Origin of the sequence: Aquabacterium sp. UBA2148 (assembly GCF_002328915.1) — a bacterium.
In the GTDB taxonomy this organism is placed as follows: domain Bacteria; phylum Pseudomonadota; class Gammaproteobacteria; order Burkholderiales; family Burkholderiaceae_C; genus Aquabacterium; species Aquabacterium parvum.
In genome coordinates, this window is the sequence record NZ_DCXA01000019.1 from 6,875 (window position 1) to 23,222 (window position 16,348).

General features: G+C 64.1%; 15 protein-coding genes. 8 read left to right on the forward strand and 7 right to left on the reverse strand.

All coding sequences use genetic code 11. The features are described 5' to 3' along the window. The 3 genes from B2W70_RS00970 to B2W70_RS00980 all read right to left on the reverse strand — a co-directional run. The coding region (locus B2W70_RS00970; protein ID WP_286742068.1) for a PQQ-dependent sugar dehydrogenase at window positions 1-2,189 on the reverse strand (2,189 nt) is incomplete at its 3' end. Window positions 2,190-2,489: 300 nt separating this feature from the next. Then, complete coding sequence (gene mnmA / locus B2W70_RS00975; protein ID WP_286742069.1) at window positions 2,490-3,626, reverse strand: tRNA 2-thiouridine(34) synthase MnmA; 1,137 nt, start codon at window positions 3,624-3,626, stop codon at window positions 2,490-2,492. A 52-nt stretch (window positions 3,627-3,678) separates the two neighbouring features. Then, a complete protein-coding gene (locus tag B2W70_RS00980; protein WP_286742070.1) occupies window positions 3,679-4,233 on the reverse strand; it encodes an NUDIX hydrolase in 555 nt (184 codons plus the stop codon). Window positions 4,234-4,520: 287 nt separating this feature from the next. Between B2W70_RS00980 and B2W70_RS00985 the strand changes: the two genes are divergently transcribed. From B2W70_RS00985 to B2W70_RS01020, 8 genes are all read left to right on the forward strand, one after another. Then, window positions 4,521-5,636 carry a Re/Si-specific NAD(P)(+) transhydrogenase subunit alpha gene (locus B2W70_RS00985; RefSeq protein WP_286742071.1) on the forward strand — a complete coding sequence of 372 codons (1,116 nt, stop codon included), beginning with the start codon at window positions 4,521-4,523 and terminating at the stop codon, window positions 5,634-5,636. A gap of 18 nt (window positions 5,637-5,654) precedes the next feature. Continuing rightward, complete coding sequence (gene panD, locus B2W70_RS00990) at window positions 5,655-6,020, forward strand: aspartate 1-decarboxylase (RefSeq protein WP_058086305.1); 366 nt, start codon at window positions 5,655-5,657, stop codon at window positions 6,018-6,020. A gap of 31 nt (window positions 6,021-6,051) precedes the next feature. Further along, window positions 6,052-6,360 (forward strand): NAD(P) transhydrogenase subunit alpha, encoded by a 309-nt coding sequence (locus tag B2W70_RS00995; RefSeq protein ID WP_058086304.1) that lies wholly within the window; start codon window positions 6,052-6,054, stop codon window positions 6,358-6,360. Continuing rightward, window positions 6,361-7,815, forward strand: a complete 1,455-nt coding sequence (locus B2W70_RS01000; protein WP_286742072.1) for an NAD(P)(+) transhydrogenase (Re/Si-specific) subunit beta — start codon at window positions 6,361-6,363, stop codon at window positions 7,813-7,815. It abuts the gene before it with no gap. Between the two features lie 90 nt (window positions 7,816-7,905). After that, complete coding sequence (locus B2W70_RS01005; protein WP_286742074.1) at window positions 7,906-8,253, forward strand: type II toxin-antitoxin system RelE/ParE family toxin; 348 nt, start codon at window positions 7,906-7,908, stop codon at window positions 8,251-8,253. Beyond that, a complete protein-coding gene (locus B2W70_RS01010; protein ID WP_286742076.1) occupies window positions 8,246-9,361 on the forward strand; it encodes a helix-turn-helix domain-containing protein in 1,116 nt (371 codons plus the stop codon). Before B2W70_RS01005 ends, B2W70_RS01010 begins: the two co-directional genes overlap by 8 nt. A 3-nt stretch (window positions 9,362-9,364) precedes the next feature. Then, on the forward strand, window positions 9,365-10,945 hold the full coding sequence (locus B2W70_RS01015) for a site-specific DNA-methyltransferase (RefSeq protein ID WP_286742077.1): 1,581 nt from the start codon (window positions 9,365-9,367) through the stop codon (window positions 10,943-10,945). Between the two features lie 21 nt (window positions 10,946-10,966). After that, window positions 10,967-13,702: a DEAD/DEAH box helicase gene (locus B2W70_RS01020; RefSeq protein WP_286742078.1), complete on the forward strand. Its 2,736-nt coding sequence runs from the start codon at window positions 10,967-10,969 to the stop codon at window positions 13,700-13,702. Window positions 13,703-13,770: 68 nt separating this feature from the next. Here B2W70_RS01020 and B2W70_RS01025 read toward each other — a convergent pair whose 3' ends face one another. The 4 genes from B2W70_RS01025 to B2W70_RS01040 form a co-directional block, all read right to left on the reverse strand. After that, window positions 13,771-14,283, reverse strand: a complete 513-nt coding sequence (locus B2W70_RS01025) for a GNAT family N-acetyltransferase (RefSeq protein ID WP_286742079.1) — start codon at window positions 14,281-14,283, stop codon at window positions 13,771-13,773. Next, window positions 14,280-14,567: a DUF1778 domain-containing protein gene (locus B2W70_RS01030; RefSeq protein ID WP_058086301.1), complete on the reverse strand. Its 288-nt coding sequence runs from the start codon at window positions 14,565-14,567 to the stop codon at window positions 14,280-14,282. The genes B2W70_RS01025 and B2W70_RS01030 overlap by 4 nt, the downstream gene beginning before the upstream one ends. A gap of 96 nt (window positions 14,568-14,663) precedes the next feature. Continuing rightward, window positions 14,664-15,353, reverse strand: a complete 690-nt coding sequence (locus B2W70_RS01035; RefSeq protein WP_286742080.1) for a hypothetical protein — start codon at window positions 15,351-15,353, stop codon at window positions 14,664-14,666. Between the two features lie 113 nt (window positions 15,354-15,466). Then, the coding region (locus B2W70_RS01040; RefSeq protein ID WP_286742082.1) for a glycosyltransferase at window positions 15,467-16,348 on the reverse strand (882 nt) is incomplete at its 5' end.

Below are 16,348 nucleotides of genomic sequence, written 5' to 3' on the forward strand. Positions count from 1 at the left end.
CACTGGTCCAGCAGGGCCACACCCGCCTCGTCCACCAGGTTGCGGCCCAGTGGTGGCATGCGACCGGTCTCCAGCATGTGGGTGCGCAGGCTGACGATGGACAGATCAGGGCGGCCTGGCGTGATGAGCTTGGCGCCCTCGACGCCGAAGTTGGTCTGCGTGGGTTCGACACCGATGGCGCCCATGGCTGCTGCGGGCGTGGTGAAGCGGAAGTCTTCCGGCCCACGACCTGGCCCGCCAGGCTGGTGACACATGGCGCAGTTGGCGTGCAGGTAGGAGCGCGCCCGAGCGTCCAGTGCCTTCGATCTGTCGCCGGGGTTCGGCAGCGCTGCCAGGAAGGCCGGTGCCTCGGTCAGGGGCGCGTCGAACAGGCCGATGTGGTTGAGCGTGCTCAACTGGTTGGCCATGCGGCCCGTGGTTTGATAACTCGCCGTGCGGTTGAGTTGGCCCGTCTCCAGCCCCAGCGAGCGCCCCGCCACCTCGGTGTGACAAGCCATGCACTGCGCCCGACTCGGGTAGTGCCAGGTCTGGGTGCCGAATTGCTTGACCTTGGCTGACTCCAGCAGGTGCGCGTCGCTCTGGTCTTCGGCCCACTCGTAGGTGTAGCCGCTCCAGTCGCCATCGGTGTGCCGCACCAGGAAGCGGGTCTCGATCAGTCGCCCCCCCAGGCGGAAATGCTTGATCAAAACCGAGCCGATGGGCAGCGTCCAGTCGCCGTTGGCCTCGATGTGGATCTGCTTGCCATCGGGCAATGCCAGGAAGCGCTCCTTGCTGGCGCCGTCGGACCACAGCGGCGAATTGACCTCGAAGGGCAGCACACCCGACGCAGGTTGCCAGTCGCGTTGCGCATCGAAGCAGCCGGTTTGCGACAAGCGCGCGGGCAAGGAAGAGGGCTCACGCACTCCGGAGGGGCCGATCGCCAGCAAGGACCAGCCCACGGACAGGAACAACTCGTCCTTTTCGTCACGATCAAAAATGGTCGGGTAGCCGGTGACCTGCGCCAGTTGCTGCCGCAGGTGTTGCCCGCTCTCGGTTTGCTTGAGCGCGTAGACCTTGCCCGAGACGTCGGCGAACACGAACCGACCTTTGAGGTCGGGGATGGCGTCGCCGTGGTACACGAAGCCGCCGATGACCGCGTTGCCGGCGCCGCTGTCGTCGTGCTCGTACACGAGGGCGGCTTCGGACAGGCCAGTGCGCACACAAGCGACCCAATTGGTGCACTGGTTGCCCTCCAGGATGGGCCATCCGTGGTTGCTGCCCTTGACCACCCGGTTGACCTCCTCGAACGCGCCCTCACCGACATCGCCCACCCAGATGTCGCCGCTCACGCGGTCGATGGTCCAGCCCCAGGGGTTGCGAAAGCCCAGGGCGAAGATCTCCGGCCTGGCTCCTGCTCGGGACACGAAAGGGTTGCTCGGTGGCACGGCGTAGCCCGTCGCCGGGCTGACATCGATGCGGATCATCTTGCCCAGCAGGCTGCTCAGGTCTTGCACGGCGGTGTGTTGCCGTCCGTCACCGAAGGCCGCGTAAAGAAAGCCGTCCGGGCCGAACTGCAGCGAGCCGCCCCAGTGCAGCGCCGACGTCCGGGGCACCCGGATGAGCACCTCTTCGGAATCCTTGTCCAGCGTGAGCCCGTTGTCGCGGCTGATGAACCTGGAGATGCGCCCCTCGGTGGCCGTGCCGCTGGCACTGGCCCCGCTGTAGTAAACGTAGACCTGAGCGTTGGCAGCGAAGTTCGGGTGCATGACCATGCTGAGCAAGCCCATCTCCCCCTGGTTGCCTTGGACCGCGGTCTGGACCCGATCGCGCAGGTCCACGAAGTCGCCGGCAGCGCTGAACGAGCCACCTTGTCGGCTGAAGCGTTTGATCACGCCTGCGCGGTCGACCAGGTACCACTTGCTGGGGTCGTTGGGCGCGCGGGCCATGCCCACCGCGCCAAAGCCCACGTTCGAGATGGCCCTGCTCAAGGAAACGCTGGCCTGCTCGACAGGGCGCTCCGGTGCGTGGCAGGTGGCGTTGGGCGGCCGGGTGTCCAGGCCGGGGAGAGATTCGTTGGGGTCGCCAGGCGTGGGGGAGGTCGGCACGCCTGGGACGCCTGGCCCAACCGGGGTCGATCCGATCACGGTGGTGGCTGGGGGCAGGGTGGGCGTGGTGTTGCCGCTGCCTCGGATCAGCAAGGTGGCGGCCATCGCGCCTCCCGCCAAAAACAGCAACACCCATGCACCCTTTGACACGGCCGATCGGCCGAGCTTGCGCGTCCCTGGCATCTTGGTTTTCTCCGCTGCGTTGGACCTGGTTCAACCGACATGGCCAGCGCCAGATCGGAGGTGCAGGAAGCGAGCTGCACGCACGCTCCGCAGCGTTCAAGTTGTCAGAATTGCCGAGTGACGTCCAGCGGGAAATTGTTGCAGCATGTCATGGCGGCCGTTGCATCGATCGCATTGACCGGGCTGCGCGCCCAGGGCCGGGCTGCGTCTGGGCCGTGTGCCTCAGCCTGCGCTGGCGATCACGCCGCCACCCAGGCAGACATCGCCCTGGTAGAGCACGGCCGACTGGCCGGGCGTGACGGCCCATTGCGCTTCGGGGAATCGCAGGGCCAGCGTTTGCGCGCTTGCGCCCGTGACCTCGCAGGCTGCATCGGACTGGCGATAACGCGTTTTGGCGGCCATCGGCTGCAAGCCCACCGCCGGGCCCCGCCCATCGACCCAGCTCAGGTCGTCGGCTACCAGCGTGTGCTGCTGCAGCCAGGGGTGGTCGTGGCCTTGCACGACGTACAGCGTGTTCTTTTCAAGGTCTTTGCGAGCCACGAACCATGGGTCGTGTTCACCACCACCGCGCGGTGCGCCCTTTTCCTTGACGCCGCCGATGCCGATGCCCTTGCGCTGGCCCAGCGTGTAGAAGCTCAGGCCCACGTGTTCACCCAGCTTGCGGCCCTTGTCGTCCTTGATGGGGCCGGGCGTGTTGCTCAGGTAGCGGTTGAGGAACTCGCGAAAGGGCCGCTCGCCGATGAAGCAAATGCCCGTCGAGTCCTTCTTGCGGGCGTTGGGCAGCTTGATCTCGCTTGCGATGCGGCGCACCTCGGTCTTGGGCAGCTCGCCCACCGGAAACATCGTCTTGGACAGCTGCGCCTGGTTCAGGCGGTGCAGGAAGTAGCTCTGGTCTTTCAAAGGGTCCAGGCCCTTGAGCAGCTCGAAGCGCTGGCCACCTTCGAAGGCTTCATCGGCCACGCCACGCACCCGCGCGTAGTGCCCGGTGGCGATCTTCTCGGCGCCCAGGCGCATGGCGTGGTCCAGGAAGGCCTTGAACTTGATCTCCGCGTTGCACAGCACGTCGGGGTTGGGCGTGCGCCCGGTCTGGTACTCGCGCAGGAACTCGGCGAAGACGCGGTCCTTGTAGTCGGCCGCGAAGTTCACGTGCTCGATCTCGATGCCGATGACGTCGGCCACCGAGGCGGCGTCCAGGAAGTCCTGGCGCGACGAGCAGAACTCGCTGTCGTCGTCGTCTTCCCAGTTCTTCATGAAGATGCCGATGACCTCGTGGCCCTGTTGCTTGAGCAGCCAGGCCGTGACGGCCGAATCCACCCCGCCACTGAGGCCGACGACGACACGTTGGGGACGGATGGACATGGGGTGCGGGGGCAGTCAGGGGGGCCGCGGCGAGAACCGGGGCCAGCCGATCTCAGGCGGCGCGGTGGTGGCTGGGCGCCGAGAACACGCTCTCGTGAACGGTGAGCAGCTCCAGCGGGTAGCGCTGGCCGGCCAGGTAGCTCTCCAGGCACTCCAGCACCAGCGGGCTGCGGTGGCGCTCCGGGCAGGCGCGGATCTCGTCGGCCGTCATCCACACAGCGCGCACGATGCCTTCGTCGAGTTGCAAGGACAGGTCGGGCTCGCTCACCGAGCCGAAAAAGGCCAGGCGCAAATAGGTGATGTCCTCGCCGGTGCGTGTGCGCCGAAAGCGGGACATGTACATGCCCAGGAAACCCTCTGGGGTGAACTGGCAGGCGGTCTCTTCCAGCGTCTCGCGGATGACGCCCTGGATGGGCGACTCGCCCGGGTCCAGGTGACCAGCGGGGTTGTTCAGCAGCAGGCCGTCCGAGGTGTCCTCTTCGACCAGCAGGAAGCGGCCGTCACGCTCGATGAGCGCGGCGACGGTGACGTTGGGCTTCCAGCGCACCTTGGGGGCGGCGGGTTGGCCAGGCGGTACCGTGACGGCGAGCAGATCGGCGGAGTTCATGAGCCCGGCATTATCCCCCAATGGCGTGACGTGTGGGTGACCCGCTTGGGGGAACGGTGGGCGCAGGCCCTGTGCTGGCCAAAATTGACAACGTTTGTCATCAATTCGCGGGGGGTGGGGTGCCCTCGCGACGCAAAACGGGCCCTTGGCATCATGTCCCTCCCCAGGAAAGTCGCCGTCTTTGTGTATGCTGGTGGGTTTGGCACCATTCATTCCCGTCGGGTTCACCTTTCTTCACAATCATGTGAGGGGGACAGGGCCCGGCGCCTCACCAGCAGGAGACACGTATGCTCATCGGCATACCCCAGGAAACCTTCGCGGGCGAAACCCGCGTTGCCGTGACCCCGGAAACCGTCAAGAAGCTCAAGGCCCAGGGTCACACCCTGCGCGTGCAATCGGGCGCAGGCGTCGCCGCCAGCGTCACCGATGAGGCCTACGTGGCCGCCGGTGCCGAGATCACCGACCTGGCCGGCGCTTTCGGTGCCGACATGGTGCTCAAGGTGCGCTCGCCGAACGCCGACGAACGCGCCCTCATGAAGCCCGGCGCCGCGCTGGTTGGCATGCTCAACCCGTTCGACAAGGACGGCCTGCAAGGCCTGACCGACGCCAAGCTGACCGCCTTCGCCCTGGAAGCCGCGCCGCGCACCACCCGTGCCCAGAGCATGGACGTGCTGTCCTCGCAGGCCAACCTGGCGGGCTACAAGGCCGTCATGATCGCCGCCGACAAGTACCAGCGCATCTTCCCGATGCTCATGACCGCCGCCGGCACCGTCAAGGCCGCCCGCGTGGTGATCCTGGGCGTGGGCGTGGCAGGGCTGCAGGCCATTGCCACGGCCAAGCGCCTGGGCGCGGTCATCGAAGCGTCTGACGTGCGTCCTTCGGTGAAGGAGCAGGTCGAGTCGCTGGGCGCCAAGTTCATCGACGTGCCGTATGAAACGGCCGAAGAAAAGGAAGCCGCCGAAGGCGTGGGCGGTTACGCCCGCCCGATGCCGCAGTCCTGGCTCGACCGCCAGAAGGTCGAAGTGGCCAAGCGCGTGGCCCAGGCCGACATCGTCATCACCACCGCCCTGATACCCGGTCGCGCCGCCCCGGTGCTGGTCACCGAGGACATGGTCAAGGCCATGAAGCCTGGCTCGGTCATCGTTGACCTGGCTGCGCCAGCCGGTGGCAACTGCCCTCTGACCGAAGCCGGCAAGACCGTCGTCAAGCACGGCGTGACCCTGGTCGGTGAAACCAACCTGCCGGCCCTGGTGGCCGCCGACGCGTCCGCACTGTATGCCCGCAACGTGCTGGACTTTTTGAAACTGGTCTTCAACAAGGAAGGCCAGTTCCACGTCGACCTCGAAGACGACATCGTCAAGGCCTGCCTGATGTGCCGTGACGGTCAGTTACTGCGGGCCTGATCACTGTAGGAGTACCCCATGCAACGCGTCATGCTGCGAGCCAAGCTTCACCGTGCCACGGTGACCGAGGCCGATCTGAACTACGAGGGCTCCTGCGGGATCGATGAAGACCTGCTGGACGCCGCCGACATGAAGGAGTTCGAGTACATCGAGCTCTACAACATCAACAACGGCGAACGCTTCTCCACCTACGTCATCAAGGCGCCGCGTGGCTCGGGTGTCATCTCGCTCAACGGCGCAGCGGCCCGCAAGGCCCACGTCGGTGACCTGCTGATCATCTGCACCTATGCGCCCATGACCGAGGGCGAAGTCGCTGGCTACAAGCCCAAGGTGGTGCTGCTCGACGAGGGCAACGCCATCAAGGAAGTCCGCAAGTTCGACTGACCCCCCTTTTTCAAGATCCCAGGAGACAACGATGGAAGCGATCTCGCACGTCGTCATCAACCTGACCATCTTCGTGCTGGCCATCTACGTTGGCTACCACGTGGTCTGGACGGTGACCCCCGCTCTGCACACGCCGCTGATGGCTGTCACCAATGCCGTGTCCGCCATCGTCATCGTGGGCGCCATGCTGGCCGCCGCGCTGACGGTGACCCCGCTGGGCAAGACCATGGGCGTGCTGGCCGTGGCGCTGGCCGCGGTGAACGTCTTTGGCGGCTTCCTGGTCACCCGGCGCATGCTCGAGATGTTCAAGAAGAAGGACAAGAAGGCAGGAGCCAAGTAAATGAGCATGAACCTCATCGCACTGCTGTACCTCGTCGCCTCGGTGTTTTTCATCCAGGCGCTCAAGGGCCTCAGCCACCCGACGACGTCCATCCGTGGCAACGTCTTCGGCATGACCGGCATGACCATTGCCGTGCTCACCACCATCGGCCTGATCCATGGCGAGGCGCAAGCCCTGGCGCTGAACTTCGGTGAAGGCCTCGCCTACGTGCTGGGCGCGCTGGTGATCGGCGGCGGCGCTGGCGCCATCATGGCCAAGCGCGTCGAGATGACCAAGATGCCCGAGCTGGTGGCCTTCATGCACAGCATGATCGGCCTGGCCGCGGTGTTCATCGCCGTGGCCGTGGTCGCCGAGCCTTACGCCTTCCAGATCGTCGCCAAGCCGGCAGACGGCTCGGTGGCTCAAATTCCGGTGGGTAACCTGCTGGAGCTGGCCCTGGGTGCCGCCATCGGTGCCATCACCTTCTCGGGTTCGGTCATCGCCTTCGGCAAGCTCAGCGGCAAGTACAAGTTCCGCCTGTTCCAGGGCGCGCCGGTGAACTTCGCTGGTCAGCACATGCTGAACCTGGTGCTGGGCCTGGCCCTCATCGGCCTGATCGGCGTGTTCATGGCCACGCAGCGCATGGATGTGTTCGTCGCGCTGATCGCCCTGAGCTTCGTGCTGGGCGTGCTGATCATCATCCCCATCGGCGGCGCAGACATGCCCGTGGTGGTGTCGATGCTCAACAGCTACTCGGGCTGGGCCGCGGCCGGCATCGGCTTCTCGCTGAACAACTCGATGCTGATCGTCGCGGGCTCGCTGGTGGGCTCGTCCGGTGCCATCCTCTCGTACATCATGTGCAAGGCGATGAACCGCTCGTTCTTCAACGTGATCCTGGGTGGCTTCGGTGGTGACGCAGGTGCTGCCGCCACGGGTGGCGCGCAGCAGCAGCGCAGCGTCAAGAGCGGCTCGGCCGACGACGCCGCCTTCGTGCTGGGCAACGCCGAGACCGTGGTGATCGTGCCGGGTTACGGCCTGGCCGTGGCCCGTGCTCAGCACGCGGTCAAGGAACTGGCTCACAAGCTCACCGAGAAGGGCATCAACGTCAAGTACGCCATCCACCCGGTGGCGGGCCGCATGCCCGGTCACATGAACGTGCTGCTGGCCGAGGCCGAAGTGCCCTACGACCAGGTCTTCGAGATGGAAGACATCAACGGCGAGTTCGGCCAGGCCGACGTGGCCATCATCCTGGGTGCCAACGACGTGGTGAACCCGGCTGCGCACGTCAAGGGCTCGCCGATCTACGGCATGCCGATCCTGGAGGCCTACAAGGCCAAGACCGTGATCGTGAACAAGCGTTCGATGGCCAGCGGCTATGCCGGCCTGGACAACGAGCTGTTCTACATGGACAAGACCATGATGGTGTTCGGCGACGCCAAGAAGGTGGTCGAGGACATGGTCAAGGCGGTGGAGTGACAGCTCCCGCTGGTACTTTCTTCACTAAAAAAGCCGGGCAGTGCCCGGCTTTTTCTTTGCCCGTTCTCTGATATAGTATTCACCCCAAAGGTGAATAAAATCATGGAAGTGAGTTTTGCGGAGGCCAGGCTCAAGCGCGCCTGTGAAAACGCATCTGAGCGCCAGCGCAGGTGGGGTGACCCTGCTGCGAAGAACATCAAGTCGCGCCTTGACGACCTGATGGCGGCCAAGTCCATGGATGACATGCGCCAACTGCCCGGCCGCTGGGAAGAACTTGCAGGTGACCGCGCTGGACATTTCTCTTGCCGAGTCAACAAGAGCCTGAGGCTGATCGTGCGCCCCACGCGTCAGCCGCCCCCCAGCAAAGAAGACGGCGGCCTCGATTGGTCGCAGATTGACCAAGTGACCGTGACCGAAGTGGTGGACTACCATGATTGAAGAAGCATTGCGATACCAGCCCGCCGAGGTGTCTCCGCCTGGAGATACCTTGCGTGATCTGATGGACGAGCGTGACTTGTCCCAGGCCGAACTGTCGCGCCGTTTGGGGCGGCCTGCGCAGGCCATCAACGAAATCTTGGCGGGCAAGAAGGAAATCACCGAAGACACGGCCATTGAACTGGAGCGCGTGCTTCAGGTGCCTGCGCATTTCTGGCTGGCCCGCGAGGCGCACTACCGCGAGTACCTGGCGCGGGTTCGTGCCCAGCACGCGAACAAAGACGCCGTGCCCTGGCTCAAGACCTTCCCGCTCAAGGGCATGCAGGCGGCAGGCGTTTTGCCGTCGGGGCGCTTGACGGCCGGCTTTGTCGAGTCGCTGGTCGAGCCCATGCTGAGCTTCTTTGGTGTGGCTTCACCCGAAGGGTGGGCTGCGCAGTACGACCAACTGCAGGCGCAGTTCCGCCGCGCCCGGCCCGCGGCACAAACCGATGTGGCCGCCATCACGGCTTGGTTGCGCATGGGCGAGATCAAGGCACAAGGCCGTGAAGTGCCACCCTTTGATGCCGCCAAGCTGGAAGCCGCCTTGCCTCACATGCGCGCATTGACGGTGGCCGATGCCGCCACCATCGGGCGTGAGCTGACGCGCTTGTGCGCGCAGGCCGGTGTGGTGTTGGTGTTCGTGCCCGCGCTGCAGGGCACACATGTGTCAGGCGTGGTGCGCTGGTTGCATGGCCACCCCTTGGTTCAGCTGTCCTTGTTGGGCAAGTGGAATGACACCTTCTGGTTCAGCTTCTTTCATGAGATCGGGCATGTGTTGAAGCACCAGTCGCGCCGTGCCGTGTACCTTGACGATGCCTCATCGGGTGAGCACACCACCTCGCCAGACGAGCTGGAGGCCAACCGCTTTGCCACCGACGTGCTGGTGCCGCCTGCACTGGCAAACGAGCTCACAGCGTTGCCCCTCACCGAGGCCAGTGTAAAGGCCTGGGCTGCCAAGGTCGAACTGCACCCGGGCATCGTGGTGGGCCAATTGCAGCACCGCGAGCGCCTGCCTTGGGCCCACCCACTGACCAAGCTCAAAGCCCGTTACGACATCCAGACCAAGGCCTGACACGTGCCCACCCTCGATTGGCTAGACCGCCAGGCCGCCTTCCAGGTGGCCACCCGCACACCGACCCATGTGCTGCGCCCGCATGCGACAGGCCATGTGTTTGGCGACGCCGTTGCCGCCCGCAACAACCTGCTGATTCAGGGTGACAACCTGCAGGCGCTCAAGGCCCTGTTGCCCTTCTGCCGAGGGCGTGTGAAGTGCATCTTCATTGACCCGCCCTACAACACCAAAAGTGCGTTCGAGCACTACGACGACAACCTCGAGCACAGCCAGTGGTTGAGCATGATGCTGCCGCGCTTGCAGGTGTTGCGGGAATTGCTGAGCGAGGATGGGTCGATTTGGGTCACGCTGGACGATGCAGAAGCGCACTACTTCAAAGTTATGGCGGACGAAGTCTTTGGGCGGCAGTGCTTCATTGCGGACATTACGTGGAAGCGACGTGATGGCGCACCCAACGACCGACGTATCGGTCCCGTGCATGATCATTTGCTTGTCTACTCCAAAGGGCAAGGGCGTACTGCAAAAACTTCAGCCGAGGAGATGTTCAACCTAATGCAGCGCACAGAGAAGGCTGACGCGCAATACCAGATTTTTGAAGAGCCTTTTGGCTTTGATGAGCGCGGGCCATTTCGTAAGGTCGATTCGACAGGAAATGCCAAGGGGGGCCGTCATGTTGAGAGCTTGACCTATCCCGTAACCAACCCTTTTACGGGTGAGCAAGTCTTTCCTCGAAAGGGGCGCTGCTGGGTTTACAGCCGAGACGTAATGGAGGCGATGGTCAAAGATCGCCGCTACTTCTGGGGCAAGGACGGAAAAGCTGGAACCCCTATGCGAAAGCTCTTCAAGAGCGAAGCAAAGCCTGGCATGACTGCGCCCTCGATTTGGGACGATGTTGGCCTCAATCAGCACGCTGCAAGAGAGATCGAGCTACTTTTTGGTGAGAAAGCTGCGTTTGAAACGCCCAAGCCCGAGGCCCTGATGCAGCGAATCATCCACATCGCATCCAATCCCGGCGACATCGTCCTCGACAGCTTCCTCGGCAGCGGCACCACCGCCGCCGTCGCCCACAAAATGGGTCGTCGCTGGATCGGCGTCGAGATGGGCGACCACGCCATCACGCACTGTGTGCCCCGATTGCAGAAAGTGATCGAGGGTGAGCAAGGCGGCATCAGTGCCGCCGTCAACTGGCAAGGCGGTGGCGGCTTTCAGTTGCTGCAACTGGGCGCCCCGCTGTTTGACGAGCAGGGAGACATCCATCCCGACGTGCGCTTCGCCGATCTGGCCGCGTTCGTCTGGATGCGCGAAACCGGTACCGCTTTGCCCGCGCAAGCGGCCAGTGGCCCCATGCCCATGCTGGGCGTGCATGAAGGCGCGGCCTACTACCTGCTGTTCAACGGCATCCTGGGCGACCGTCGCCCCGCCAGCGGCAACGTGTTGACCAGCGCCGTGCTCGACGCGCTCAGATCTCTGTGCGGCCATGCTGGCCCCAAGGTGATTTACGGCGAGGCCTGCCGCCTGGGCGACGCACGCCTCAAGGCCGAGGGCATCGTGTTCAAGCAACTGCCCCACGCCGTGCCGCGCTGACCCCATCATTACGTTCAAGCCATGCCCATTCTCGAACTCAAGCAATACCAAAAGCAGGCCCTCGGTGCGCTGGACACCTACCTGCAGGCGGCACGCATCAGCGGTGCCCGCAGTGCCTTCGAGTCACTCACAAGCTATGGCTACAACACAGAGCCATTTGGCGAAACGCCCTGCGTGTGTTTGCGCATTCCCACGGGCGGCGGCAAGACGCTGATGGGGGCTGACGCCATTGGGCGCATGGCGCGTGAATGGCCCACGGGGCTGGCCAAGCCACTGGTGCTGTGGTTGGTGCCGTCCGACCCCATCCGCAGCCAGACGCTGGCTGCCTTGCGCACCCCTGGGCACCCGTTTCGTGAGTCGTTGGTGCAGGGCGTGGGCGAGGCCGTCAGCGTGTGCGACCTCGATGAGTTGGCCGTGCTGTCGCCGCAGGACTATGCGCAGCGGGCGGTGGTGGTGGTTGCCACCATCCAGAGCTTTCGTGTTGAAGACACCGATCAGCGCAACGTCTATGCCTTCAGCGAAAAGTTTGAGGCGCATTTCAGGGGTGCTGAAGCGGCTCGCGTGGACAAGCTGGGTGAGTTGCCCGATGCCGTGGTGACGGCCGAAGACGTTGCCAGCGCCAAGGCTGGGCGTGAGATGCTGGCCCGTTTCGTGGGGCAGCCGCGTTGGAGCCTGGCCAACTGGTTGGCCCTGCACGAGCCCTATGTGATCGTGGACGAGGCCCACAACACCAAGACGGAACGCAGCTTCGAAGCCCTCAAGCGCCTGAACCCGACCCTGATCCTGGAGCTGACCGCCACGCCCGTGCCCAAGCGCACCAACGTGCTGTTCCATGTTTCGGCTCAGCAGTTGCAGGCCGAAGACATGATCAAGATGCCCATTGCCTTGATCGAGCACACTCGCGGGTGGCAGGCTGCGGTGTTCGATGCCGTGCAAAACCAGCGCCTGCTGGAGGCCGAGGCGCAGCAGGAAGAAGCCGTCACGGGCGACTACATCCGCCCCATCGTGCTGCTGCAGGCGCAAAACAGCACCGATCCGGTCAACACCGACGTTTTGCGTCAGCATTTGATCGAGCAGTTGCACATCCCTGAGGGCCAGATCAAGGTGGCGACAGGCACGCAGCGTGAGCTGGAGGGCCTGAACCTGTCCGCCCGGGATTGCGCGGTGCGTTACATCATCACCGTACAGGCGTTGCGTGAAGGATGGGATTGCCCGTTTGCCTACATCTTGTGCTCGGTGCAGTCCATCAGGTCGGCCGCTGCCATCGAGCAGTTGCTCGGCCGGGTGCTGCGCATGCCGTATGCCCGCAAGCGCAGCCGTCCAGCCTTGAACAAGGCCTACGCGCATGTCACGGAATCCGACACCGGCTTGGCCGCCAATGCCTTGGCGGATCGGCTGATCGATGGCATGGGTTTTGACCCGCTTGACATGTCCGCTATGATCGCGCCCCAGTTGCCTTTGGGCCTGCAAGGTGGCGCTGGTACCCAAGACCATGGTCCCTTGTTTGCCACGACACCGCAGCTGCCCTCTCTGCAAGTGGATGTGCCCGCTGACAAGACCTTGCCTGACCCTGTGCAAGAGGCCGTGACGCAGGGCCTGGCCAGTGTCAGCACCGATGGCGCACGTCAACGCATCCAGTGGAAGGGTGAGGTGCCCAGTGCCGTGGCCGATGCGCTCGTGTCCATGGTGCGCGGCAAGCAAAAGGAGCAACTGGGTCAAAGCATCGAGCGGCACAACGCGGTGGTTCAGGGGGCTCTGGCGCCCAGCAATTGTGGCGAATCATTTGCCGTGGTGCCGCGCCTGGGGTATCGCTTGGGTGGTGCTCAGGGTGAGTTGCAGTTGCTTGAGCGTGAGTCGGTCACCGAAGAGTTGGAGCTTAATCTTCTGGCTGAGCCGATGGCCTTGCCTGGGTTCCAGATGGTGGAGCAGGGTACCTTGTGGGAGGTCTACCTTGACGGTGCTCGCTTGCGCGTTGGCAAGGGTGATGCACAGCAACTGCCGTTGGATGCCGTGGGCACCACGATCACCGAGGCCGACCTGACGCGTTGGCTGGCAGCTGAACTGCAGCACCCCTCACGCAACGCCGCTCGCGACGTCTTGCCTGCACACCTGCGTGCATTTGTCTTGGCAGCCATCAGGCATCTGGTCAACGAGCAACGCCTGCCCTTGGCGCAACTGGCGCGTCACCAGTACCCACTCATGCAGAAGCTGGCTGTTCGCATTGCTGAGCTGCGTGACAAGGCTTCCAAGGCTTCGTTCACGCAGTTGGTGCTGGATGGCGGGTGGGTCATGGAAACGTCTTCGCAGATTGGCTTCACCTTTGAGCCGAACCGCTACCCCGTCCCGACCAACAAGCTGTATCGCGGCAAGTTCAAGTTCAGCAAGCACTACTACCCCGTGCCAGCGGATTTGGAGGACGGCGGCGAAGAGTGGCGATGTGCATTGGCCATTGACGAGCACCCGCAGGTCAAGCGATGGGTGCGCAACCTGGATTCTGACCCTGTGGCCGGTTTCTGGCTGCCCACCTCAAGCGGGCGCTTCTATCCAGACTTCGTGTGCGAACTGGTCGATGGCCGCATCTTGGTGGTTGAGTACAAGGGGGCTCACCTGCAGAACTTGCCCAAGGAAATAGAGAAGTCTCAAGTGGGCAAGGTCTGGGCGGCCAACAGCGGGGGGCGTGCTTGCTTTGCCTGGGTGATTAAGTCAGCAGAGGGTAAGGGCTTGGCTCAGCAGTTGGATGAGGTGATCGTCAATTGAGGTGGCCTGCTCTGGCCCTTGTGTGTGCGTTCGTGGCTGAAACGTTCATCCTCCAACCGGGCTTTTTCTCAAGCGGGGCCCTGTGACTTGATGGGCACGGTGGCCAGCGGCAGAAACAGCGTCAAGGGTGTTTCAGGCAGCGCGATGAAGCCGTGATGGCGGTAAAACGCCGCCGCAGGTTCGTCTTTGGCATCGACCACCAAGGCGTAGGCCGCGATCTCCGAGCGCGCCGCCCGCGTGAGGGCATCGCCCAGCAAGGCGCCGCCCAAGCCCTGTCCTTTGAACGCTTGGTCAACTGCCAGCCGACCCATGCGCACCGTGGGCACAACTCGGTAACGGGGCAGCTTCTTGATGGCCTCAGGCGTCAGCTCGGTCAAAGGCACGCTGGCAGACGCCAGGGTGTAGAAGCCGGCGATGCGCTGATCTTCGGTCAGTGCCACGAAGCAGCTCGCCACGCGGCGGCGCACGTCTTGGGTGACTTGCTCTTTGAAGTAGCGATCCAGGGCGCGCGCGCCGCTGTCGAAGCTCGATCGGTCGTGCGAGGCATCCAGCAGCGCCAATCGAAATGGCGCGCGGTTCATTCTTCTTCAGTGAGCAAGAGCTTGCTGCGGCGGGTGAGGGCCCGTTTCAACGCGGGTTGAGGCTTGGGGGGCGACAGCAGCGCATCGGCAAAGCACTGTTGATCGGCCATCGACAGGCGGATGACCTCGGCTTGTTCGATGGCGCGCTGTGCGGCGTCTTGAACCGCCGACACCACAAAATCGGTCATGGTGCGGCCCTGAAGTTCTGCGGCGCGCTTGAGCAGGCCGTGCAGGTCGGTGCTGATGCGTGCTTCGAGTCGGGCCGTCAGGGGGCTGGATGGCATGGCGAATCTCCTCGAAGGGAGTGTACGGCAGATTGCCGTATTGGTGCAATTTGGTGCGATTTGACGCGCTTGGGTGCAACTGGAAGCGTTTGGCGGCTACTGCGCCGCAGCAGAGGCCGCAGCGGCCGCAGAAGCAGCGGAAGGCGCCGATGCGGGCAATTCAGCGGCCTTCTTGGCCGCCGCCGCTTGAACGGCCACCGGGCAAGCCATGCCCAGGCGAATGCCCTTGAGGTAGGCCCGTCGAACGCCACCGGCGATGATCGATGCGGCGACTTCCTTGCTGTGCTTTTCTGCGCCGGTGAGCTTGCGCACCCAGCTGCGGAAGGGGACCATGCCCTCGACCGTGCGGCGCACGAAGCCCACGCCGTAGTCTTCGGCGGCGTCGGTGCCCCGGTCCAGCAGGCTGAGTTTGCCCTTGGTGTTGGGGTCGTCGATGTCCGGGCCGAGCACGGCGGTCAGGCGGTTGATTTCATCCTGAACGACCGCGCATTCCAACTTCTCGGGGGCCGCGTAGGGGCCCACCTTCTTGGCGTGGCGCAGCACCTCGGGGATCTTTTCTTGCACCACGTTGAGGTCGCTCAGCGGGGTGATGGCCGCCTGGCCCACGCGGTCGGTGACGTCGCTGTCGGCATCGACCCGGTCGACCTCCACCATCGCGGGCACGGAAGGCAGTTCGGGGGCCTTGGGGGCGCTTTCGCAGCCAGCGAGCAGCAGGGCGGTGATGGCGACGCAGAGGAGGCGACGCGGCGTGGCTTGGGTCGGGTGTGCTTGGGTGTGCGATGACATCGGGGGTGGGTCTCCTGTTTGGATCTTAGGCGGTCGCGGTGGCCTCGACATGCGGGCCTGCCCCACCCATTGGGGTGGGTTGCGGGCTGGATGTTACGGCGAGCGCGGTGGCATCAGCCGTGATCGCTCAGCAAGCTGCGAAAGCGCTGTTCACCGTCTTTGAGGCTGTAGCGGTTGATCACCGTTTGCCTTGCGGCATCGCGCAAGGGTTGCAGGGCGGCCTGGCGCTCCAGGCTTTCGACAATGCGGTCGGCCATCGCGCCGGTGTCGAAGAAGTCCACCAGTAAGCCGTTGACGCCGTCTTCGATGACCTCCTGCACAGGCCCGGTGCGCGAGCCGATGAGCAGGCAGCCCGAGGCCATGGCCTCTAGCATCGACCACGACAGCACGAAGGGGTAGGTGAGGTAGACGTGGGCGGCAGACACCTGCAGCACCTTGCAATAGGCGTCGTAGCGCAGCTTGCCCAGGAAGTGGGTGCGTTGTGGGTCAAGCTGCACTTCGGCGAGCATCTTCTCGCGCCAGTTCTTGGCGTCTTTGGGCTGCCCGCCGTAGCTCACGTCGTCGCCACCCACGATGAGGGTCTGGCACGTTGGGTGGGCCTTCTGCACCTTTTCAAGTGCGCGCATGAAGTTGTGAAAGCCGCGATAGGGCTCGAGGTTGCGCGCGACGTAGGTGATGACGGGGTCGCCCTTGCGGATGGTGGTGCCCGAGGGCAGCGTCAGCTCTGCATGCGCAACGGGGGCCAGCAGGTCGGTGTCGATGCCTTCGTGCGCCAGCTGGATTTTGTTCAGGTAGGTGCTGGGGTGGCGGCTGCGTTGCCACTCGGTGGGGCTCACGCCCACGTCGCAGTGTTCGAGGTTGAGGGTGTGCAGCGCATTCCAGGTGCGCAGCTTGGCCAGGCCGTCGAAAGAGGTGGGGAACTCGGGGTCGAAGTTGGTGTCGCTGTGGGGCGTGCCGTAGAACCACTCGCAGAAGTGAACGAGGCGGGTGCCAGG

Excerpts from the sequence above, each read along its gene's own strand:
- mnmA (WP_286742069.1), bottom strand. The coding sequence starts at position 3,626 with ATGTCCATCCGTCCCCAACGTGTCGTCGTCGGCCTCAGTGGCGGGGTG.
- B2W70_RS00980 (WP_286742070.1), bottom strand. The coding sequence starts at position 4,233 with ATGAACTCCGCCGATCTGCTCGCCGTCACGGTACCGCCTGGCCAACCC.
- B2W70_RS00985 (WP_286742071.1), top strand. The coding sequence starts at position 4,521 with ATGCTCATCGGCATACCCCAGGAAACCTTCGCGGGCGAAACCCGCGTT.
- panD (WP_058086305.1), top strand. The coding sequence starts at position 5,655 with ATGCAACGCGTCATGCTGCGAGCCAAGCTTCACCGTGCCACGGTGACC.
- B2W70_RS00995 (WP_058086304.1), top strand. The coding sequence starts at position 6,052 with ATGGAAGCGATCTCGCACGTCGTCATCAACCTGACCATCTTCGTGCTG.
- B2W70_RS01000 (WP_286742072.1), top strand. The coding sequence starts at position 6,361 with ATGAGCATGAACCTCATCGCACTGCTGTACCTCGTCGCCTCGGTGTTT.
- B2W70_RS01010 (WP_286742076.1), top strand. The coding sequence starts at position 8,246 with ATGATTGAAGAAGCATTGCGATACCAGCCCGCCGAGGTGTCTCCGCCT.
- B2W70_RS01020 (WP_286742078.1), top strand. The coding sequence starts at position 10,967 with ATGCCCATTCTCGAACTCAAGCAATACCAAAAGCAGGCCCTCGGTGCG.
- B2W70_RS01025 (WP_286742079.1), bottom strand. The coding sequence starts at position 14,283 with ATGAACCGCGCGCCATTTCGATTGGCGCTGCTGGATGCCTCGCACGAC.
- B2W70_RS01030 (WP_058086301.1), bottom strand. The coding sequence starts at position 14,567 with ATGCCATCCAGCCCCCTGACGGCCCGACTCGAAGCACGCATCAGCACC.
- B2W70_RS01035 (WP_286742080.1), bottom strand. The coding sequence starts at position 15,353 with ATGTCATCGCACACCCAAGCACACCCGACCCAAGCCACGCCGCGTCGC.